At 71.2% G+C, this 19,237-nt stretch carries 21 protein-coding genes; 6 read left to right on the top strand and 15 right to left on the bottom strand.

What is annotated here, in order from left to right:
• Window positions 1–37: 37 nt before the first annotated feature.
• Window positions 38–523: an Lrp/AsnC family transcriptional regulator gene (locus ACFWHT_RS00735; protein WP_378824527.1), complete on the top strand. Its 486-nt coding sequence runs from the start codon at window positions 38–40 to the stop codon at window positions 521–523.
• A 5-nt stretch (window positions 524–528) separates the two neighbouring features.
• A complete protein-coding gene (locus ACFWHT_RS00730; RefSeq protein WP_378827846.1) occupies window positions 529–879 on the top strand; it encodes a cupin domain-containing protein in 351 nt (116 codons plus the stop codon).
• A 290-nt stretch (window positions 880–1,169) separates the two neighbouring features.
• On the opposite strand, the gene ACFWHT_RS00725 is transcribed toward ACFWHT_RS00730, so the two are convergent.
• The 6 genes from ACFWHT_RS00725 to ACFWHT_RS00700 all read right to left on the bottom strand — a co-directional run bounded on the left by ACFWHT_RS00725 (window position 1,170) and on the right by ACFWHT_RS00700 (window position 6,224).
• Window positions 1,170–1,946, bottom strand: a complete 777-nt coding sequence (locus ACFWHT_RS00725; protein WP_378824526.1) for a DeoR/GlpR family DNA-binding transcription regulator — start codon at window positions 1,944–1,946, stop codon at window positions 1,170–1,172.
• Window positions 1,943–2,812: a class II fructose-bisphosphate aldolase gene (locus tag ACFWHT_RS00720; RefSeq protein WP_378824524.1), complete on the bottom strand. Its 870-nt coding sequence runs from the start codon at window positions 2,810–2,812 to the stop codon at window positions 1,943–1,945. The genes ACFWHT_RS00725 and ACFWHT_RS00720 overlap by 4 nt, the downstream gene beginning before the upstream one ends.
• Window positions 2,809–3,858 carry a 1-phosphofructokinase family hexose kinase gene (locus ACFWHT_RS00715; RefSeq protein ID WP_378824522.1) on the bottom strand — a complete coding sequence of 350 codons (1,050 nt, stop codon included), beginning with the start codon at window positions 3,856–3,858 and terminating at the stop codon, window positions 2,809–2,811. The genes ACFWHT_RS00720 and ACFWHT_RS00715 overlap by 4 nt, the downstream gene beginning before the upstream one ends.
• Window positions 3,855–4,844, bottom strand: coding sequence for an ROK family protein (locus ACFWHT_RS00710; RefSeq protein ID WP_378824520.1), 990 nt, complete (start codon window positions 4,842–4,844; stop codon window positions 3,855–3,857). The genes ACFWHT_RS00715 and ACFWHT_RS00710 overlap by 4 nt, the downstream gene beginning before the upstream one ends.
• 6 nt (window positions 4,845–4,850) lie before the next feature.
• The gene (locus ACFWHT_RS00705) at window positions 4,851–5,744 is read right to left on the bottom strand and encodes an SIS domain-containing protein (RefSeq protein ID WP_378824519.1); all 894 of its coding nucleotides are present in this window, start codon (window positions 5,742–5,744) and stop codon (window positions 4,851–4,853) included.
• Window positions 5,745–5,927: 183 nt separating this feature from the next.
• Window positions 5,928–6,224 (bottom strand): chorismate mutase, encoded by a 297-nt coding sequence (locus ACFWHT_RS00700; protein ID WP_378824517.1) that lies wholly within the window; start codon window positions 6,222–6,224, stop codon window positions 5,928–5,930.
• A gap of 75 nt (window positions 6,225–6,299) precedes the next feature.
• Between ACFWHT_RS00700 and ACFWHT_RS00695 the strand changes: the two genes are divergently transcribed.
• Entirely contained in the window at window positions 6,300–7,475 is a 1,176-nt protein-coding gene (locus ACFWHT_RS00695) for an AI-2E family transporter (protein WP_378824514.1), read from the top strand.
• A gap of 27 nt (window positions 7,476–7,502) precedes the next feature.
• Here ACFWHT_RS00695 and ACFWHT_RS00690 read toward each other — a convergent pair whose 3' ends face one another.
• The 8 genes from ACFWHT_RS00690 to ACFWHT_RS00655 form a co-directional block, all read right to left on the bottom strand.
• Window positions 7,503–8,423: an ABC transporter substrate-binding protein gene (locus tag ACFWHT_RS00690; protein WP_378824513.1), complete on the bottom strand. Its 921-nt coding sequence runs from the start codon at window positions 8,421–8,423 to the stop codon at window positions 7,503–7,505.
• Window positions 8,424–8,445: 22 nt separating this feature from the next.
• Window positions 8,446–9,174 carry an ABC transporter permease gene (locus ACFWHT_RS00685; RefSeq protein WP_378824511.1) on the bottom strand — a complete coding sequence of 243 codons (729 nt, stop codon included), beginning with the start codon at window positions 9,172–9,174 and terminating at the stop codon, window positions 8,446–8,448.
• Window positions 9,171–9,854, bottom strand: a complete 684-nt coding sequence (locus ACFWHT_RS00680) for an ABC transporter permease (protein WP_378824509.1) — start codon at window positions 9,852–9,854, stop codon at window positions 9,171–9,173. Before ACFWHT_RS00680 ends, ACFWHT_RS00685 begins: the two co-directional genes overlap by 4 nt.
• A 1-nt stretch (window position 9,855) precedes the next feature.
• Complete coding sequence (locus ACFWHT_RS00675) at window positions 9,856–10,698, bottom strand: ABC transporter ATP-binding protein (RefSeq protein ID WP_378824507.1); 843 nt, start codon at window positions 10,696–10,698, stop codon at window positions 9,856–9,858.
• A gap of 25 nt (window positions 10,699–10,723) precedes the next feature.
• On the bottom strand, window positions 10,724–11,026 hold the full coding sequence (locus ACFWHT_RS00670; protein WP_378824505.1) for a DUF427 domain-containing protein: 303 nt from the start codon (window positions 11,024–11,026) through the stop codon (window positions 10,724–10,726).
• Between the two features lie 100 nt (window positions 11,027–11,126).
• Window positions 11,127–12,536, bottom strand: a complete 1,410-nt coding sequence (locus tag ACFWHT_RS00665) for a dihydrolipoyl dehydrogenase family protein (RefSeq protein ID WP_378824504.1) — start codon at window positions 12,534–12,536, stop codon at window positions 11,127–11,129.
• Window positions 12,537–12,582: 46 nt separating this feature from the next.
• On the bottom strand, window positions 12,583–13,677 hold the full coding sequence (locus ACFWHT_RS00660; protein WP_378824502.1) for a lactonase family protein: 1,095 nt from the start codon (window positions 13,675–13,677) through the stop codon (window positions 12,583–12,585).
• A gap of 12 nt (window positions 13,678–13,689) precedes the next feature.
• Entirely contained in the window at window positions 13,690–14,976 is a 1,287-nt protein-coding gene (locus tag ACFWHT_RS00655; protein ID WP_378824499.1) for an adenylosuccinate synthase, read from the bottom strand.
• A 113-nt stretch (window positions 14,977–15,089) separates the two neighbouring features.
• Between ACFWHT_RS00655 and ACFWHT_RS00650 the strand changes: the two genes are divergently transcribed.
• A complete protein-coding gene (locus tag ACFWHT_RS00650; protein WP_378824498.1) occupies window positions 15,090–15,797 on the top strand; it encodes a Pr6Pr family membrane protein in 708 nt (235 codons plus the stop codon).
• A 61-nt stretch (window positions 15,798–15,858) separates the two neighbouring features.
• On the opposite strand, the gene ACFWHT_RS00645 is transcribed toward ACFWHT_RS00650, so the two are convergent.
• Window positions 15,859–16,860, bottom strand: a complete 1,002-nt coding sequence (locus ACFWHT_RS00645; RefSeq protein WP_378824497.1) for a DUF2804 domain-containing protein — start codon at window positions 16,858–16,860, stop codon at window positions 15,859–15,861.
• A gap of 147 nt (window positions 16,861–17,007) precedes the next feature.
• On the opposite strand from ACFWHT_RS00645, the gene ACFWHT_RS00640 reads away from it, so the two are divergent.
• Complete coding sequence (locus ACFWHT_RS00640) at window positions 17,008–17,958, top strand: hypothetical protein (RefSeq protein WP_378824495.1); 951 nt, start codon at window positions 17,008–17,010, stop codon at window positions 17,956–17,958.
• A gap of 141 nt (window positions 17,959–18,099) precedes the next feature.
• Window positions 18,100–19,227: an AAA family ATPase gene (locus ACFWHT_RS00635; protein ID WP_378824493.1), complete on the top strand. Its 1,128-nt coding sequence runs from the start codon at window positions 18,100–18,102 to the stop codon at window positions 19,225–19,227.
• The last annotated feature ends 10 nt before the right edge of the window (window positions 19,228–19,237 follow it).

Genomic DNA, 19,237 nt, shown 5'->3' with positions numbered 1-19,237 from the left:
ATGTGACCCGGCCGGGGTGGACCGTGAAGGAGCTGCTGTGAATTCGAAGCTCGACGAGATCGATCGGAAACTGATCGCCATCCTCCAGAAAGACGGCCGCCGCTCTTTCAAGGACATCTCGGAGGAGACAGGCATCCCGGCCTCGTCCGTCCGGTATCGAGTGCAACGACTTGAGGAGACCGGAACACTGCAGATCGTCGGTGTCGCCAACCCGTTGCGCATCGGCTTCGACCGGCTCGCGATGATCGGTTTGAAATGCGAGATGGGCAAAGCCCGCGATGTCTGCGAAGCGCTGTCGAAGCTTCCGGAGACGAGCTATGTCGTCCTCACCACCGGGCCCTACGACGTGATGGTGGAAGTGGTGTGCCGCGATGTCGCCCACTACACCGAGCTGCTGCACGACCGCCTTCCGAAGCAGGACGGAATCGTGGGAGCAGAGACCTTCTTCGTACTCGAGGCCTACAAGCTGGCATACGGCTGGGGTGTGGGCGACGACCCGCCGGTCTCGGGATCCCCCTCGTGACCGGCATGCTGCGCGAAGGACATAACGACGTGGTGCGCGCCCGCAAGGTCGTCGTGCCGCTGTCTCCCGTCCCGAGGGAGGACATCGTGTCGGGTTCGCCCCGGCAGGGCTCGGTCGAACTCGGGACGATCGGTGACTGCACGGCCGGCATCTGGGAGTTGCAGGATGGTGTGGTCACCGACACCGAGATCGACGAGGTCTTCGTCGTGATCTCGGGAGGTGCCACGATCGAGCTGCTCGATGAGGGGCGCAGCGTCGAGGTGAAGGCCGGCGACGTGATGCGGTTGGCGGCGGGCACGAGGACGCGGTGGATCGTGGAGGATCACATTCGCAAGATCTACCTCGCTGCCGGCTGACAGCCGTCGACGCGCGGCGATCGATCGAGTCGAAAGATCTTCAGGTCGCACTTCGTCCCGGAAAGCCGCTCCGCCACCCGCCCAGGTCGCACTTCGTCCCGGAATAGACGCCCGAAAGCGGGACCAACTGCGACCCAGACGTCGGGATCCCCCGCAGAACGGGGCCAACTGCGACCCGGGCGTCAGGGTGCCCCGCAGACCGGGACCAACTGCGACCCGGGCGGTCGGACGGCTGCGAACCCCCGGCCCAGCCCCGGCCCAGCCCCGTCCCGGCCCAGCCCGCGGCCGACTCACTCGGCGATGCGCACCTCGTACCCGGCATCCATCAGCGCCGCCCGGTCTTCGCCGGCGATCGCGGCGTCGGCGATGACGAGCGGGAACAGCTCCGCCCCGCCGACGTGCGCGAAGGACGTGCGCCCGATCTTCGACGCGTCGGCGACGATGAGCGCCCGGGCGGCCTGCTGCGCCATCATGCGGTTCACGGCCGCTTCGGCCTCGTCGTGGGTGGTGGCTCCGGCATCCGGCGACAGCCCGTTCACGCCGATGAAGGCGACATCCAGGTGGATGCCGCCGAGCAGCTGCTCGACGAAGGGCCCCACCAGCTCGAAGCTGCGCGCGTGGATCACTCCGCCCGTGACGACGACCTTGAACTCCGGGCGCATGGCCAGCTGCGCCGCGATGTTCACGGCGTTGGTCACCACGGTCACGCCGTGCTCGGCGAGGTCCTCGCGTGCGGCGAGTGCGGTCGCGATCGCGTTGGTCGTCGTGCCGCCCGACAGGCCCACCACCTGCCCGGGCTCCACGATCGATGCGGCGAGCGCGGCGATCCGCTCCTTCGCGCCCGTGCCGTGGTGGCTGCGGTAACGGATCGGCAGCTCGTAGGCGACTGACTGCGCGACGGCTCCTCCGTGCGTGCGGGTGAGCAGCCGCCGTTCGGCGAGGCTGTCGAGGTCGCGCCGGGTCGTGGCGGCCGAGGCGCCGAAACGGTCGACGAGCTCCTCAACGGTCACCTCGCCCTGCGCGGCGAGAAGGTCGAGGATGGCGCTCAGTCGCGCCGCGCGCTTCACGCCGCGTCCGCGAGGGCGAACAGGCGCAGCATCCGGGCCGCTTCGGCGGCCACCGCCTCCCGTGCCGGCGTCAGGTACTTGCGCGAGTCGACGAGGTTCTCGTCTGCGGCGAGCGTCTCGCGGATCGCCCGGGTGAAGAAGCCGTTCAGGTGGGTGGACACGTTGATCTTCGTCATTCCCGCGCGCACCGCCTGCACGATCACCTCGTCGGCCACACCGGAGGAGCCGTGCAGCACCAGCGGCACGTCGCCGCCGTCGCGCCCGCCACCGCGCAACACCTCGCGCAGGCGTCCGATCAGCTCGATGTCGAGGGATGCCGATCGCGCGAGCATCGCGTGCGACGACCCCACCGCGACCGCGAGCGCGTCGACTCCGGTCGCTTCGACGAACGCACGCGCCTCGTCGGGGTCGGTGCGCACACCCGGAGCGTGGGCGCCGTCCTTCCCGCCGACCTCGCCGAGCTCTGCCTCGATGTACACGCCCGCGGCCCGCGCGCGGGAGGCCACCTCAGCGGTGATCTCCACGTTCTCGCCGTAGTCGAGCTTGCCGCCGTCGAACATCACCGAGCCGAATCCGAGCTCGATGGCCTCGTCGACGAGCTCGGGGCGCTCGGCGTGATCGAGGTGCACGGCCACCGGCGTCGAGGCGCGCCGCGCGATCGCCAGGGTCGCCAGACCCACCGGCTCGAGCCCGCCGTGGTAGTCGGCGCAGTTCTGCGAGATCTGCAGGATCACGGGCAGCCCCGCGCGCTCGGATGCTGCCACGAGCGCCTCGGCGGTCTCGAGGTGAATCACGTTGAACGCACCGAGGCCCGTTCCGGCGGCGGCGGATGCGCCCATCAGTTCACGAGCGGAGACGAGGGTCATCGGTCTTCCTTCGGGTCGGGTGCGGTGTCGGAGACCGTCACGGCGAGGGCGCGCTCGAGCTCCGGCCACGACGTGTGGATCTCGCCGGCGAGCGGCATGAGCACGGCGGCCGCCGACCAGGCGGTCGCACGGCGCAGGATCTGCTCGGGGTCCCGGATGCCGGCATCCATCAGCACGGCGCACGCGGCCACCCCGGCATCGCCGGCGCCGGTCGGGTTGCCGGCCAGGGGTGCGTCCAGGCGCGCGTGCAGGATGCTGAGGCCCGGGCCGTTCCCGGCATCCGTCTCGGCCCCGGAGCCGCCGGGGGCCGGGGAAGCGGGAGCCGCGGACACCGCCAGCATCCCCGCGGCGCCGAGCGAGAGCAGCACCAGTTCGGCGCCGCGGCGCAGCAGCTCGCGGGCGCCGTCGATCGGGTCGTCCAGGCCGGTGGCATCACGCAGTTCGTGCTCGTTGGGCTTGAGCACGGATGCCCCGGCATCCGCCGCCGCGAGCAGCGCTGCGCCCGAGGTGTCGACGATGACCGTCGCCCCGGCGGTGCGTCCGAGGCGGATGAGCGACGGCAGCAGGTCCTCGGGCGTCGCGGGGGGAAGGCTGCCGGAGATCACGAGCACCCCGGCGCCGCCGGCGTCCGCTCCCGCAGCATCCGCGCCGCCGGCGCCGCGTGCGAGCGCCGTCTCGACCGCCTCCCTCAGCGCGGCCCACTCGGGCAGCGATGGAGCGTCGCCATACTCGTTCACGATGGTCGTGTCGCCCAGGGACTCGTCGACCAGCGCGATGCTGCGGCGAGTGGGCGCCGCGACCGGCACCAGCACGTGCGGCACGCCGGATGCCTGCAGCTCCGCGGAGAATTCCCCGCCCGTGGCCCCGCCGGCGGTCGTCACGGCGAGCGCCGACGCTCCCTGCGCGTGCGCGACGCGCGCGACGTTGAGGCCTTTCCCCCCGGCGCGCACCTGCCCCGCATGGGCACGGTGAGTCCCGCCCGAGGACAGTGCGGCGACGTGCCAGGTGAGATCGAGCGCCGGGTTGGGCGTGACGGTGACGATCATGCGATCTCCTCTCGCGCGCGCAGCGCCGAGCCCAGGATGCCCGCGTCGCCGGACAGCTCGGCCGGGACGAGGGCGGGGATGCGGTGGAAGCTGAGTCGCCCGGCGAGCCGGCGGCGCAACTCGTCGAACAGTGCGCCGCCCGCCCGGGAGAGCCCCCCGCCGATGACGACGGCCTGCGGCGCGAGCACCGCGGTCAGTTGCGCGATCGAGAGGGCGAGCGCATCGAGCGCCTCCTCCCACACGCCCGCGGCGATCTCGTCTCCTGCCGCGGCCCGGGCGATCACCTCGCGGGCGCCATCCACGACCACCCCGGCCTGTTCGGTGTAGCGGCGGGAGATCGCGCCGGCCGAGGCGATGGCCTCCAGGCATCCGCGGGCCCCGCAGGGGCAGGGCCAGTCGCCGATCGGCGAGTGCCCCACCTCGCCCGCGTACCCGCCCGCGGTGTACGGGCGGCCGTCGAGGAGCAGCGCACCGGCGATGCCCGTGCCGATGATCAGCACCACCGCATCGGTGTAGGCGCGGGCGCCGCCGAGGACGTGCTCCGCCCAGCTCGCCGTGCGTACGTCGTGGTCGAAGGCGACGGGCAGGTCGAAGCGTGCCGCCGCGAGGTCGCGGATGGGCGCATCGCGCCAGCCCAGGTTGCTGCTGAAGACACCCGTTCCGCGTTCGGCGTCGACGATCCCGGGGACGACGAGGCCGACGGCCTGCGGCACGATCTGCGGATGCTGCTCGCGCAGCTGCGCGGCCAGCTGGGCCAGCCGGTCGATCAGCCGCTGCGGGCTGTCGTCGCCGGCGGGCGGCGTGGGGGTGCGGCGCAGACCCACCGCAGTGCCGTCGCCGTCGAACAGCGCGGACTTGATGTCGGTGCCGCCGACGTCGAAGGCGAGCACGGGCGCGCCGGGGCCGAGGGTCGCCCGACCACCCGGCGTGCCGCCGGAGGCATCCGGGGCGACCTCGGGAATCCCGCCGCGCTCGTGCGTGCCCATGCCCGGTCAGCCGGCGAGGATCACCGAGCGGGTGAGGTTGCGCGGCTGGTCGGGATCCAGTCCCTTGGCGACGGCGCGGTCGAGGGCGACGCGGTGCAGGCGCACCAGGTCGGCGAGCGGGTCGATGGGGTGCTGCACGAAACGTGCTCCGGTGGCCTCGACCTGTGCCTGCAGGCCCTCGGGCGCGGCGCCGAACTGCCAGGTGATGCGGCCGGGTGCGGCGATCGCGATCGGACCGTGACGGTACTCCATCGAGCTGTACGACTCGGTCCACGACTGCGACGACTCGCGCATCTTGAGGGCGGCCTCGTGGGCCAGCCCGAACGTCCACCCCATGCCCAGGAAGCTGTACTGCTCGGCATCCCGCAGCTCGGCGTCGTCCTCGCCGTCGAGCACCGCCTGCGCGTCCGCCACCGCGCCGTCGAGCGATTCGCCGAGCGAGGCGCGGAACAGCGCGAGCGCGGTGGTGGCGAAGCGGGTCTGAACGACCGAGGTCTCGTCGGCGAAGGGCAGGGCGATGACGGCGTCGGCCAGGTCGACGAGCGGCGACGACTCGTCGCCGAGCACGGCCACCACGGGCGTGCGGCCCTTCACCCGCTCGGTGAGCTCGAGCACCTCGGTGGTGGTGCCGGAGCGGGTGAGCGCGACGATCGCGTCGTAGTCGCGCCCGAACGGGAACTCGGATGCCGTGAACGCGTCGGTCTCGCCGTGCCCGGCGGACTCGCGCAGTGCGGCGTACGACTGCGCCATGAACCAGGAGGTCCCGCATCCGACCACGGCGATGCGGGCGCCGGATGCCGGCAGCAGCGCCTGCTCGGCGCGCATTGCTGCGGCGCGCGTCCAGGTGTCGGGCTGAGAGATGAGCTCCGCGCGCATGTGCGCGCCGGCGGCGTTGGTCATATCGACTCCTGAATGCAAGTTTGTGAGCGTTATACGCATGAACAATCAGAGTATGGCACCGGCTTCACGGGGCTGTCGAGTTTCGCGCATCCGGAATGCAGGAGTTCGCGCGAAACGCAGGAACAGGTGCCGGTGGGCCTCCTGCATTTCGTGAGAACTCCTGCGGAACAGGAGCGGGAGCGCTCAGCGCCGCTCAGCGGCTTCGGTGTGGTGGCGGATGACCTCGGCGACGACGAAGTTGAACCACTTCTCGGCGAACTCGGGGTCGAGGTGCGCCTCTTCGGCGAGGGCGCGCAGGCGGGCGACCTGCTGCTCCTCGCGGTCGGGGTCGGATGCCGGCATCTCGTGCTCGGCCTTGAGACGGCCGACCTGCTGGGTGGCGCGGAAGCGCTCGGCGAGCATGAAGATCAGCGCGGCGTCGATGTTGTCGATGCTGGCGCGCAGGCGCAGCAGCTCGGCGCGGGCGTCGTCGTCGGTCATGATCCTCCTCGGGTGCGACAGTTCGACCCTAGTCAACGCGGGCCGTTGCGCGGAGTCGGCAATAGAGTGTTCGGCATGAGCGCCGACGATTCCGTGCGACCCGAGCCCGACGCCGAACTCGCCGAGGCGGATGCCCCGGCACCCGCCTCGCCCGCCACGGCGATCGCGCCGGTGGTCGAACCGCCCACTCCGAGCCGTTCGTTCTGGACACGCATCGACAAGCCGTTCGTGTTCGGCTTCCTGCTGACGATCGGCGGACTCACCGCAGCCCTGCTGGCGATCACGCTGTCGAGCCTGTCGACCGTGCTCATCTACATCGCCTTCGCGCTGTTCGCCGCGCTGGGCCTGGATCCGGCCGTGCGCTTCCTCGAGCGCCGGGGTCTGAGCCGCGGGGTGAGCGTGCTGGCCGTGATCCTCGGGCTGGTCGCCGCGCTGGCCCTGGTGCTGATCATGATCATCCCGGTGGTGGTGGAGCAGGTCACGCTCTTCGTCAAGTCCGTGCCCGGACTGATCACCGACTTCACGAACAGCGACGTCTACGCCCTGCTCGAGCGGCAGTTCGGCTCCCAGTTCGAGCAGCTGGTCGCCGACGCGCAGGACTTCCTCACCGACGGCAAGACGTGGCAGGCCATCGGCGGCGGCGCGCTGCAGGTCGGCTCGTCGATCGCGACGGGCATCTCGGGCTTCATCGTCGTGCTCGTGCTCACGCTGTACTTCGTGGCCGGGCTTCCGAGCATCAAGACCGCGATGCTGCGCTTCGCGCCGGCGCGCGACCGCTCCCGTGCCCGCGAGATCACCGACCAGATCACCGACTCCGTCGGCGGCTACGTGCAGGGCATGGTGATCCTCGCTCTCGCGAACGCGGTCGTGACACTCGTCCTCTATCTCGCGCTGGGCCTGCCGTTCCCGCCGTTGATGGCGACGGTGGCGTTCCTGATCACGCTGATCCCCCTGGTGGGGTCGGTGCTGTTCTGGGCGATCGGCTCGGTGATCGCCCTGTTCGCCGATCCGCTGCACGCGCTGCTGTTCGCCGTGATCTACCTCGTGTACATGCAGGTCGAGGCGTACTTCCTCACGCCGCGCGTCATGAACAAGGCGGTGTCGGTGCCCGGCCCGCTGGTCGTCATCGGCGCGCTGGCGGGAGGCACGCTCCTGGGTCTGCTGGGTGCGCTGGTGGCAGTGCCCGTGACCGCGTCGATCCTGATCATCATCAACCAGGTGTGGCTGCCCCGCCAGGACGCCCGGGTCTGAGCATCCCGGCGGGGCGAGGGGACGGGCTCAGACCAGCCCCTTCTCCTTGAGCCACTCGGCGGCGATGTCCTCGGGAGACATCTGGTCGACCGTGCTCTGCACGCCCAGTGCGACGAGGTCGTCGACGCTCAGCTCGGCGCTGACGGCGTTGATGGCATCGGCGATCTCGTCGGCCACGTCGCTGGATGCGATCGGGACGACGTTCGAGGCGAGGATCAGGCTCTCCGGGTCCTCGAGCGCGACGATGTCCTCGGTCTGGAAGCGCGGATCTGCGGAGTAGATGTCGGCCACCTGGATCTCACCGGCCAGAAGCGCGTCGAACGTCGTGTCTCCGGTCGCGGAGAACTTCAGGTCGAGCCCGTAGACCGTCTTGGCGCCGGCAGGACCGTAGGGGCGCTGTTCCAGCTCGGGGGCACCGCCCAGGGTCACTCCCCCGTCGACGTCCGCGAGGTCGCCGATGGTCTTGACGTCGTTCGCGGCGGCGAACTCCTGCGTCACCGTGTACGTGTCCTGGTCGCTCGCCTCGGCGTAGTCGAGCGCGGTGAGCCCGTCGGGCAGCGCCTCCTGCAGGGCGGCGTAGACGTCGTCGGGGCTGGTGACCGCGGCCGAGTCGTCGAAGTACTGCAGCAGGTTGCCGGTGTACTCGGGGAAGAGGTCGATCGCGCCGGACTCCACGTCGGGCATGTATGCGTCGCGCTGACCGATGTTGAACTGACGGTCGACTTCGTATCCGGCGCCCTCGAGCGCCTGTGCGTAGATCTCGGCGACGATCTCGTTCGAGTAGTAGGCCTGCGAGCCGACCACGATCGTCTCCGCGTCGCCGTCTCCGGAGGAGCCGCCGGTGGGGGCGTCGAGCGGGTTGCTGCTGCCGCAGCCGGCGAGCGCGAGAGACGCCACGACGGCGATTCCCGTCGCCAGGGCGAGACGTGACTTGCGTGCGGTGAACATGGTGTTCCTCTCTGGTGGGGAGTCAGGCGGATGCTGTGGATGCTGTGCGGCGAGCCGCGCGGCGCGCACCCGTGCCCGGCTTCGACACGCGGATGCCCGTGGGCACCGCCATGCGCTGAGCCAGGGCGAGAAGGAGGTCGGCGACGAGAGCGACGACGGCGACGAGGATGGCCCCGCCGAGAACCTGGTCGAATCGCCGGAGCGGGATGCCCTGGATGATCGGCCAGCCGAGCCCGCCGAGGTTCACGTACGCGGCGATCGTGACGGTGGCGATGACCTGCAGCGTCGCCGAGCGCAGGCCGCCCACGAGCAGCGGCAGCCCGAGGGGCACTTCGACCTTCCAGAACACCTGCCACTGCGTCATGCCGGTCGCGTGAGCGGCGTCGATCACGCGGCGGTCGATGGCCTCGAGCCCGGTGTAGGCGCCGGCGAGCAGAGACGGGATCGCGAGCAGCACGAACGTGATGGCCGCCGCCTCGGGCACGCGCAGCACGCCCAGCAGAAGCACGAGCAGCACCATGAGTCCGAAGGAGGGCACGGCGCGCGCCGCCCCCGAGAGGGCGACGGCGATCTCGCGTCCGCGACCGGTGTGGCCGATCGCCCATCCCGCCGGCACGGCGATGGCGGCAGCGATCAGCACCGACACGACCGTGTAGAAGAGGTGCTGTCCGAGCAGCACGGGCAGGGCGTACTGCCCCTCGAGCCGTTCGGGGGAGAACAGCCAGGCGAAGGCGTCTGCGAACAGGTTCATGCGGCGGCCCTCATCGGCACGATGCGGCGGCGCGCACTCGCCATGGCGGTCGTGCGCGTCCACGGCATGATGGCGCGACCGGCGAGCATGAGAAGCAGGTCGATGACGAGGGCGATCACGACGACGGCGAGGACACCTGCGAAGACCTCGGCGATGATGCGGCGCTGCAGCCCGTTCGTGAACAGGTAGCCGAGGTTCTCGACGCCGACGAGGATGCCGACCGTGGCGAGCGAGATGGTGCTGACGGCGGCGATGCGCAGACCCGCGAGGATCACCGGGCCGGCCAGCGGCAGGTCGACCGTCCAGAAGCGCCGCGCACCGCCGTAGCCGACGGAGGTGGCCGCCTGGCGCACGTCGGGGTCGACGGAGTCGAGGCCGTCGGCGACCGAGCGCACGAGGATGGCGATGGCGTAGATCGTCAGCCCGACGATGAGGTTCTCGGGACTGCGCGCCTGATACCCGACCACCGAGGGCAGCAGGATCAGCAGTGCGAGCGAGGGGATCGTGTACAGCAGCCCGGTGAGCACGACGATCGGTCCGCGCACGAGACGATACCGCCAGGCGATCCAGCCCAGGGGCAGTGACAGGACGAATCCGCACACGATCGCGATGGCGCTCTGTCCGAGGTGGACGAGCGCGAGCTCGGCGATCAGATCGAGGTTGTCGAGGACCCAGGTCACGTCATTCGCCGTCCTCGACCGCACCGACCGGCTCGTCGAGCAGCGCGCCCTGGGTCCGCCCCTCGGAGTCGACCACGACGCGCCCGTGCGCTGTCTGCTTGATCCGCAGCGCGCGCCGGCCGCGCTCGGCGCCGATGAACGCCGAGACGAAGTCGTCGGCGGGGTTCTCGATGATCTCACTCGGACTGCCCACCTGCACGATCCGGGCGCCCTTGTCGAGGATCACCACCTGGTCGCCGAGCAGGAACGCCTCATCGATGTCGTGCGTGACGAAGACCACGGTCTTGTCGAGCTCGCGCTGCAGGCGGATGAGCTCCTGCTGCAGGTCGGCCCGCACGATCGGGTCGACGGCGCCGAACGGCTCGTCCATGAGCAGGATGTTCGGATCGGCGGCCAGTCCGCGCGCGACTCCGACGCGCTGCTGCTGCCCGCCGGAGAGCTGGCTGGGATACCGGTCCGCGAGCGCCCGGTCCAGACCGACGGTGTCCAGCAGCTCCCGCGACCGCTCGTGCGCCTGCCGCTTCGGCGTGCCGTTCAGCCGCAGCACGGTCGCGACATTGTCGATCACGCTGAAGTGCGGCATCAGCCCGGAGTTCTGCATCACGTATCCGATGCTGCGCCGCAGCGCGACGGGGTCGCGCCCGGCGACGCTCTCGCCGTCGATGGCGACGGTGCCGCCGGAGGGCTCGACCATGCGGTTGATCATGCGCAGCAGCGTGGTCTTGCCGCATCCGGACGACCCGACGAAGACGGTCGTCCTGCGCGACGGGAGCACGAGGCTGAAATCGTCGACGGCCAGGGTGCCGTCGGGGAAGCGCTTGGACACGGAGGAGAACTCGATCATGCGCGCACCCGCTCCCGCGCCCCGGCTATGGGCCGACCTCCACCCCGGGCGCGAACGCGATGTGCCCGGAGATGTCCTTGCCGACGCGCTCGAACGCGGTCGGATACGGATTCGGGTAGCCCCAGGCCTGATCGGCGTAGGTCGTGCCGTCGACGACCGCGGAGTAGTACTGCGCCTTGCCCTTCCACGGACATGTGTAGGGCGTCGGGCTCTCCACGAGCACGCCCTCCTTCACCGACGACAACGGGAAGTACCAGTTGCCCTCGATCGAGATGAGATCGCCGTCGTCGGCCTCGGCGATGACGGTTCCTGCGAGTACAGCCTTCACGATGGTGCCTCCTCGGATTCGGTTTCGAGCGTAGGGGAAGCCGCCGACATGCGGCGCAGATTCCCGGGGTGTTCGGAGCGCACCGCCGATCGGATGGGTCTCAGGCGCTCTGGCGCCCGTACGCCTCCAGCAGCCGCAGCCAGATCTCGCTCATGGCCGGATAGGCGGGAACCGCATGCCAGAGGCGGCTGATCGGCACCTCGGCGGTCACGGCGATCGTCGCGGCGTGCAGCAGCTCGGCCACCTCGGGTCCGACCAGCGTGACGCCCAGCACCACCTCGCGCTCGGTGTCGACGATCATGCGGGCGCGACCCTCGTAGCCGTCGCGGTGCAGCCCCGCCCCGGCCACCGCTCCCAGCTCGTGATCGACCACGCGGATGCTGTGGCCAGCGGCTTCGGCGGCATCCGCCGTGTACCCGACCGACGCGACCTCCGGCTCGGAGAAGACCACCTGCGGCACGGCGGCGTGGTCCGCCGTGGCGACGTGACGGCCCCACGGCTGGTCGGCGACGACCTCTCCCCGCGACCGGGCCGCGATGACGTCGCCGGCGGCGCGCGCCTGGTACTTGCCCTGGTGGGTCAGCAGCACTCGCCCGTTGACGTCGCCGGCGGCGTACAGCCAGTCGCTGCCGCGCACGCGCAGCGTGTCGTCCACCTCGATCGGCTCTCCGGGCTCGAGCCCCGCGACCTCCAGCCCGATGTCGCCGCTGCGCGGCCGGCGGCCGGTCGCCACGAGCACCTCGGCCGCGGCGATCTCCTCGCCGTCGCCCGTGGTGACGATCACCGTATCGCCGTCGCGCCGCACAGCCGTGGTCTCGGTGTTCAGGCGCACATCGACGCCCAGCTCACGCAGGCCTTCGGCGACGAGCTCGCCGGCGAACGGCTCCATGCCGCCCAGCAGACCGCTGCGGGCGAGCACGGTGACGGTGGCGCCGAGTGCGGCGTAGGCCGTCGCCATCTCCACGCCCACCACGCCGCCCCCGATCACGACGAGGGAGTCCGGCACCTGCTGCGCGCTCGTGGCCTCGCGGCTCGTCCACGCCTGGACGTCGGCCAGCCCGGGTATCGGCGGCATCGCGGCATCCGACCCGGTGGTGATGGCGACCGCATGGCGGGCGCGCAGCACCCGCTCGCCGTCCTCCGTCGCCACGGTGACCTCCCGCTCACCGCTGAGCCGGCCGTGCCCGCGCACCAGGTCGATGCCGGCGCTGCGGAGCCAGCCGACCTGGCCGTCGTCCGACCAGTTCGCGGCGAACGAGTCGCGGCGGGCGAGCACCGCTGCGGCATCCAGTGCCCCACCCGTGACGCCCTGCACGCCCTTCGCCGCACGCAGCGCCTGCCCCGGGCGCAGCAGCGCCTTCGACGGCATGCACGCCCAGTAGGAGCACTCGCCGCCGACGAGCTCGCTCTCCACGATCACGGCGGTGAGACCGCCCTGCACGGCGCGGTCCGCCACGTTCTCGCCGACGGGTCCGCCACCCAGCACGATCAGGTCGTATTCATCGCTCATGCGGTTCAGTCTTCCGCAGTGCCGCTGCCGTGTCACGGCCCCGGCGTCAGCGAGCGCGGAGGATCGCCGTCGGAGCCGGGGCGGCCGTGACGTGCCGCACGTCGCGCGGCACGCCCGTGCGCTCGTCGAGGTCGAGCGCCGCGACCGTGTTCGAGCGCTGCCCCGCGACGAGCAGCACGCCCTCGTGCACGAGGTGGTGGCGGGGCCAGTCGACGCCCGAATCGGCGAGCGCGAGCGGCTCCGTCGCCTCGCCCGAGCCGCGCACGCGCAGGGCTGAGATCGTGTTGCCGCCGCGCAGGGCGGTGTACAGGGTGTGGCCGTCGCGTGACACCGCCAGTTCCGCACAGGTGTCGACGCCGACCTGTGCGACGGGCGACGCCGTGGTCGCCGACACGACGCTCCAGCTGCCGTCGCGGGCGGATGCCAGCGTGAACACCTCGCACGAGTACTCGGTCACCACGTGCAGGTGGCCGCTCGGGTGCATGACCATGTGGCGGGGCCCCGTGCCGCGTGCCAGCACGACCTCGTGGTCGGGAGTCAGATCACGGCGCCAGATGCGCACCAGGTCGAAGCCCAGGTCTGTGGTGGCGATGCGACCGTCCGGGAGGAACACCGCGGCGTGCGCGTGCGAGGCGCGGGGCTCCTCGCCCGCCGGCGTCGGATAGGGGTCCGCCGCGGGGTGTGCGCCGGCGGCATCCGTCTCCGCATCCGCCTCGCCGAAGAGCGCCGCGTGCAGGGCTGCGGCCTTGTCGGGCGCGGCGGGCTGCAGCCTCCCGTCGCCGGCGATGCCGAAGCGCACGACGCGTCCATCGCCGTAGCAGCTGGCGACCAGCATCCGTCCGTCGGGCGACACCGTGAGGTGGCAGACCGACGCGCCGGCAGCCAGCGGCGGCGCGAGCGGGCGCAGCGACTGCTCCCCGGAGCGCGCGAAGGCCTGCACGGCGCCCTCGCCCTCCAGCGCCGCGTAGACGACGTCGAGGGTCGGATGCTGCGCCAGCCACGAGGGGGATGTCGCGGCGCCCGCGACACCGCGGTAGGCGAGCGTCGAAGCACCGCGCCCCTCATCGACCGCGAGATACCCGACGCCCTCGGCGTCCCCGCCCATGTCGGGCCCGTAGCCGCCGACCCAGAACCGCGTCACCTCATGCCTCGCTCAGTCGACGAGGTCGTGGCGCACGATGACCTGCTCGCGCTCGGGCCCCACGCCGATGACCGAGATGCGGGTGTTGCTCATCCGCTCCAGCGTGAGCACGTAGTCCTGCGCGTTCTGCGGCAGGTCCTCGAAGGTGCGCGCCGTGGAGATGTCCTCGCTCCAGCCGGGGAAGTACTCGTAGATCGGCTTGGCGTGGTGGAAGTCGGTCTGATTGACCGGAACGTCGTCGAACCGCTCGCCGTCGACGTCGTAGGCCACGCACACCGGGATCTGCTCCAGTCCGGTCAGCACGTCGAGTTTGGTGAGCACCAGGTCGGTGATCCCGTTCACGCGCGTCGCATAGCGGGTGATGGGCGCGTCGTACCATCCGGTGCGGCGCAGACGCCCGGTGGTGGTGCCGTACTCGAAGCCGGTCTTGCGCAGCCACTCGCCGTGCTCGTCGAGCAGCTCGGTCGGGAACGGCCCCGAGCCGACGCGGGTCGTGTACGCCTTGACGATGCCCACGATCCGGTCGAGCCGGTTCGGGCCCACCCCCGCGCCGGCGGCCGCGCCCGCGGCCGTCGCGGTGGAAGAGGTCACGAACGGGTAGGTGCCGTGGTCGACGTCGAGCATGGTGGCCTGGCCGCCCTCGAAGACCACGACCTCGCCTCGGCTCAGGGCCTCGTCGACGAGATGCCCGGTGTCTGCGACCATCGGGCGCAGGCGCTCGGCGTACGCCAGGAGCTCCTCGACGATCTCGTCGCAGGTGATGGCGCGGCGGTTGAAGACCTTCACCAGCAGGTGGTTCTTCTGGTCGAGGGCGCCCTCGACCTTCTGGCGCAGGATGTTCTCGTCGAACAGGTCCTGGACGCGGATGCCGACGCGGTTGATCTTGTCGGCGTAGGCGGGGCCGATGCCGCGGCCGGTGGTGCCGATGTTGCGCTTGCCGAGGAAGCGCTCGGTGACCTTGTCGAGCGTGCGGTGGTACTGCGTGATCAGGTGCGCGTTCGCGCTGACCTTGAGCTTGGAGACGTCGACGCCGCGGGCGCCGAGCGCCTCGAGCTCGCTGAAGAGGACCTCGAGGTCGACGACGACGCCGTTGCCGATCACCGGCGTGACGCCGGGAGTCAGGATGCCCGAGGGCAGCAGGTGCAGCGCGTACTTCTCGTCGCCGACGACGACCGTGTGCCCGGCGTTGTTGCCGCCGTTGAACTTGACGACCCAGTCGGTCCGCTCGCCGAGCAGGTCTGTCGCCTTGCCCTTGCCCTCATCGCCCCACTGGACGCCGACGATCACGATTCCTGGCATGGGTGTACCCCCTGATGCTGCACGCTGTTCGCCGGGTTTGCACCGGCCGATGAGCTGGCCCGAACGGGCGGGTCCATCCTACCGGAGGGGCTTCGATCGCTAGAGTTTCCGCCATGACGACGTGGTGGCCCTGGGCCCGGCTCGCCGCATCCGCTCTCGGATTCGCGGCGATCATCGGGCAGCTCGCGCTGACGGTGGGCATCGCCCTGCACGCCGAGACCGACTGGGGCGCTCACCTGCCGACGGTGACGGTGAACTTCTTCAGCTTCTTCACGATCCTCTCCAACCTGGGGGCCGCGGTCCTGCTCGCCGTCGGTGCGGTGTGGGCGTGGACCGCGGGACGCGATGCCGCCCGCGAACCACGCTGGCTCGCCGTGTCGCTGTGCTGCGCGGCGACGTACATGATCATCACGGGCGTCGTCTACAACGTGCTGCTGCGGGGCATCCCGCTGCCGCAGGGGTCGACGCTGGGCTGGTCGAACGAGGTGCTGCACGTCGTCATCCCGCTGTTCCTGCTCGCGGACGTGCTGTTCGCGCCGAGACGGCGGATGCTGAGCTGGTCGACGATCGGGGTCGTCGCCGCCTTCCCGATCGTCTGGGTGGTGTACACGCTGGTGCGCGCGAACCTGGTTCTGGCTCCGGGAACGGGCGACCCGTACTGGTACCCGTATCCGTTCCTGAACCCGCACGTCACGCCCGGTGGCTATCTCGGCGTGGCCGGCTACGTCGTCGGGATCGCGGTGGCGATCATCGCCGTGGGCGCCGGTGTCGTGTGGCTGACGCGCATGCGCGCAGCATCCGTCCTCTCTGCCGGCGGCTGAGCGCGCACTGCCGTTCGGCGAGGCTCCGTGCTCTCGACGGGGAGGGGGCCGGGGCGGGGGGTCACCACCGGTTGTGGACCTCTTCGGCCCAGCCGAAGACGCCCTCGAAGGCGATGAGCTCGCCCGCGGCGGTGCGGAAGGTTCCCGACCAGTCGCCGAAGCACTGGTCGGTCGAAGAGGAGAGGATGCCGAGGTTCGTCCGGGTCACCTTGTCGTAGACGGGGGTGAACAGGGCCTCCAGCCCGCCGCCGGTGACCCGCCACGGCTGCCGCCAGTCGGCGATGTCGTACTGCCAGTCCAGTTCGGCCCGGATCTTGTGCAGCCGGCCGTCGACGAGGAAGGCGTTCTCGGTCGAGCCGGTGCCATCCGTCCACCGCCCGCCGACCTGGATGCCGATCGTGCGGCCGTGCGAGTGGCCCGAGCCGGCGCCCCAGTTCCAGCGGATGTCGTAGGGCCACCGTCCGCGCCCGTGGTCGAGCACCGCCCACCCGTCCAGCTCGTGGGCGATGCCGTCGAGCACGACGGTTCCGGATGCCGGACGCGCGACGTCCTTGACCGTGTACTGGAAGCGGGTACTGCTCCAGGGGACGACCACCGCGAGGCGCTCGTGGCCCGCCGGGAGAGCGGCGATGACGTCGAGCTCGACACCGGGGATGTGCGCACGAAGGCGGGTGCCCTCGGGAAGCTCGTCGATGTCGATGACGAGATCCTTCGCGCGGGCGCGGCTCGGCCCCTGCTCGGCGCTGGGCGGCAACTGCACGCCGCGCGACGGGATGTTCGTCACCGACCGATGCCAGGTCCGCTCGGTCTCCCGCTCGAGCACCCAGACCTCGTGCACGGCGGCGTAGTCGATCGACGAGACGGTCAGTCCCACGACATGCGTGGGTGTGGCGATGTTCCAGTACTCCCAGCGCTTGTTGCGGCCGGTGAAGCGGATGCCGTCGCGCGCGATCCCGGAGGTGTCCACCAGCGGCGAGCGCGCCCAGCCGACGGCATCCGGGTTCAGCGCTTCCCCGGCCAGGGTGAGCGGCACGGGTGCGGTGAGCTCGCGTTCGTCGACCATGCGGGGCTCCCTTCTCTCGGGACACCCTAGCGAGCGCGCGGCCTCGCTCTCGCTCGCGGTCCCGCGCGCTTGCTCTCGACGGGGAGGGAGAAGGGGGAGGGCATACTTGGGGGGAGTGCCGTTTCGTGACATCCCGGGGGTGAGTGGATGACAGACGATTTCCGCGCCGCGTCCGCGGGCCTGTGGACCGAGCCGGTCGCGCCGCTGCGGCGCGACGCCCGGGTCGCCGAGGCGGGCCTTCCCTCGGCCGCTCCGATCCCGCGCGCCGCGCCGAAGGAGCCGGCCGTGCACCGGGGGCGCCTGATCGCCGGCTTCGCCGCCGTGATCGTGATCGGCGTGGCCTCGACGACGGCGGGGGTGCTGGCATCCGGCACCGCGGGCCCGTTCACGGCGGATGCCACGGCCGGCGACCGCGCGTCTGCCGCGTTCGCCGAGGAGGGCGGGGCGCCGGGCGGTTTCCCGGACTCGACGCTGCTCGATGCGGCGGGCAGCACCGGCGCAGGCGCCGACGATCCACCGACGGCGGATTCCGATTCCGGCACCGACGCGGATCCGCAGACGCCGCCCTCGGACGGGTCGCACTCCGGGCCGTCCGATCCTGCCCAGGCCGCGCCCGACACCGGCCCCGGCACCTCGGACCCCGGTCCCACGGAGCCCGGCCCACAGGAGCCCGGCCCGTCGGAGCCCGGCCCGTCGGAGCCCGGCCCACAGGAGCCCGGTCCAGAGGAGCCGTCACCCGTCCCGTCGCAGCCGGCTCCCCAGCCGACGCAGCCGGCGCCTCAGCCGACGACTCCTCCCCCGGCCGCCCCGGACTCCCTGCGATTCCTCGATCTCACGCCGAACTACGGCCTCGACCTGCTCGGCATCCGACTGCTGTCGAGCTACACGCTCACGCTCGCCGGTGAGCCCGGGTCCCGGGCATCCGTCACCTACGGAAGCCTCTCGGCCGGGACGGTGACCTTCGACACCTCGGGACGCGCATCGATCAAGCTCGGCCGATCGCTGCTCGACCTGGGGCTGAGCAACCCGACCATCCGAGTCGCATACTCCGACGGCACTGCGGGCGGAGCCATCGAAGCCCGCCGCGACTCGATCTGACCCTTCGTCGAAGGCGCGCCGGGCCGCGGCCACGGGTCCTTCTCCCCATCGGCGGCGGGTCTCCGATCGGCCCGCGGCGGTTACCCTGTAGCGGGGGGATCTGCGGTCGTCGTCGGTCCCCGACGCATGAGGAGACCAACGATGACCGACTTCCCGGCTCCCGGATCGACTTCGTCCGCGCCGCCGCCGCCCGCACCGGCGCCGCCTGTCCGCGCACAGCCCCCGCTCCCCGCGCAGACCCCGGTCGGGGACACCACTCCCCGGCAGCAGCGCGTCGCGCCGTCCAACGCGACGCAGGACGATCTCGCCCGCGCGCAGCGCATCCTGAAGATCATCTCCGACTCCTACTCGACCAAGATGGTCGGCCAGGAGCGGCTGCGCACGAGCCTGCTCATCGCACTGATCGCGGGGGGTCACATCCTGCTGGAGTCGGTGCCCGGCCTGGCGAAGACCACCGCCGCCAGCACGCTGGCCGACACCGTCGAGGCGAGCTTCAAGCGCATCCAGTGCACCCCCGACCTGCTGCCCAGCGACATCACCGGCAGCCAGATCTACGACGCGGCGACGGGCACCTTCCGCACCGTGCTCGGCCCCGTGCACGCCAACTTCGTGCTGCTCGACGAGATCAACCGCTCCAGCGCCAAGACCCAGTCGGCCATGCTCGAGGCCATGCAGGAGCGGCAGACGACCATCGGCGGCGAGGTGCACGCGCTGCCCCGGCCGTTCCTGGTGATCGCGACGCAGAACCCCATCGAGCAGGAGGGCACGTACGAGCTGCCCGAGGCGCAGATGGACCGCTTCCTGCTCAAGGAGATCGTCGAGTACCCGAGCCCCGCCGAGGAGTTCGAGATCCTCAACCGCATCGACTCCGGCGTGCTGAACCCGGACAGCCACGTGCCGGGTGCGATCTCGCTGGAGGATGTGCAGGAGCTGCAGGCGATCGCGTCGCGCGTGTACATCGATCCGGCGATCCGCAACTACATCGTGCAGCTCGCCTACGTGACCCGCAACCCCGCGCCGTACATCGGCGAGGAGCGCGCCCGGCTGATCAAGTACGGCGCGAGTCCCCGCGCGAGCATCGCGTTCCTGCAGGCGTCGCGCGCCATGGCCCTGCTCAGCGGCCGCACGCACGTGCTGCCGGAGGACATCCGGGTGCTTCGTCACCTCGTGCTGCGCCACCGAGTGCTGCTGACCTTCGAGGCGGATGCCGAGGGTGTGCGCAGCGAGGAGATCATCGACCAGATCTTCGCTTCGGTGCCGACCCCGTAACGCGCCGCGC

It is taken from the genome of Microbacterium sp. NPDC058342 (genome assembly GCF_042723935.1).
In the GTDB taxonomy this organism is placed as follows: Bacteria; Actinomycetota; Actinomycetes; order Actinomycetales; family Microbacteriaceae; genus Microbacterium.
The sequence above is the reverse complement of the archived record's forward strand: the minus strand, read 5'-3'. Positions and strand labels throughout refer to the sequence as shown.

Coding starts and splice junctions, on each gene's coding strand:
- ACFWHT_RS00730 (WP_378827846.1), top strand. CDS start 529: ATGCTGCGCGAAGGACATAACGACGTGGTGCGCGCCCGCAAGGTCGTC.
- ACFWHT_RS00720 (WP_378824524.1), bottom strand. CDS start 2,812: ATGACCCTCGTCTCCGCTCGTGAACTGATGGGCGCATCCGCCGCCGCC.
- ACFWHT_RS00715 (WP_378824522.1), bottom strand. CDS start 3,858: ATGATCGTCACCGTCACGCCCAACCCGGCGCTCGATCTCACCTGGCAC.
- ACFWHT_RS00710 (WP_378824520.1), bottom strand. CDS start 4,844: ATGGGCACGCACGAGCGCGGCGGGATTCCCGAGGTCGCCCCGGATGCC.
- ACFWHT_RS00705 (WP_378824519.1), bottom strand. CDS start 5,744: ATGACCAACGCCGCCGGCGCGCACATGCGCGCGGAGCTCATCTCTCAG.
- ACFWHT_RS00700 (WP_378824517.1), bottom strand. CDS start 6,224: ATGACCGACGACGACGCCCGCGCCGAGCTGCTGCGCCTGCGCGCCAGC.
- ACFWHT_RS00695 (WP_378824514.1), top strand. CDS start 6,300: ATGAGCGCCGACGATTCCGTGCGACCCGAGCCCGACGCCGAACTCGCC.
- ACFWHT_RS00690 (WP_378824513.1), bottom strand. CDS start 8,423: ATGTTCACCGCACGCAAGTCACGTCTCGCCCTGGCGACGGGAATCGCC.
- ACFWHT_RS00685 (WP_378824511.1), bottom strand. CDS start 9,174: ATGAACCTGTTCGCAGACGCCTTCGCCTGGCTGTTCTCCCCCGAACGG.
- ACFWHT_RS00675 (WP_378824507.1), bottom strand. CDS start 10,698: ATGATCGAGTTCTCCTCCGTGTCCAAGCGCTTCCCCGACGGCACCCTG.
- ACFWHT_RS00665 (WP_378824504.1), bottom strand. CDS start 12,536: ATGAGCGATGAATACGACCTGATCGTGCTGGGTGGCGGACCCGTCGGC.
- ACFWHT_RS00655 (WP_378824499.1), bottom strand. CDS start 14,976: ATGCCAGGAATCGTGATCGTCGGCGTCCAGTGGGGCGATGAGGGCAAG.
- ACFWHT_RS00650 (WP_378824498.1), top strand. CDS start 15,090: ATGACGACGTGGTGGCCCTGGGCCCGGCTCGCCGCATCCGCTCTCGGA.
- ACFWHT_RS00645 (WP_378824497.1), bottom strand. CDS start 16,860: ATGGTCGACGAACGCGAGCTCACCGCACCCGTGCCGCTCACCCTGGCC.
- ACFWHT_RS00640 (WP_378824495.1), top strand. CDS start 17,008: ATGACAGACGATTTCCGCGCCGCGTCCGCGGGCCTGTGGACCGAGCCG.
- ACFWHT_RS00635 (WP_378824493.1), top strand. CDS start 18,100: ATGACCGACTTCCCGGCTCCCGGATCGACTTCGTCCGCGCCGCCGCCG.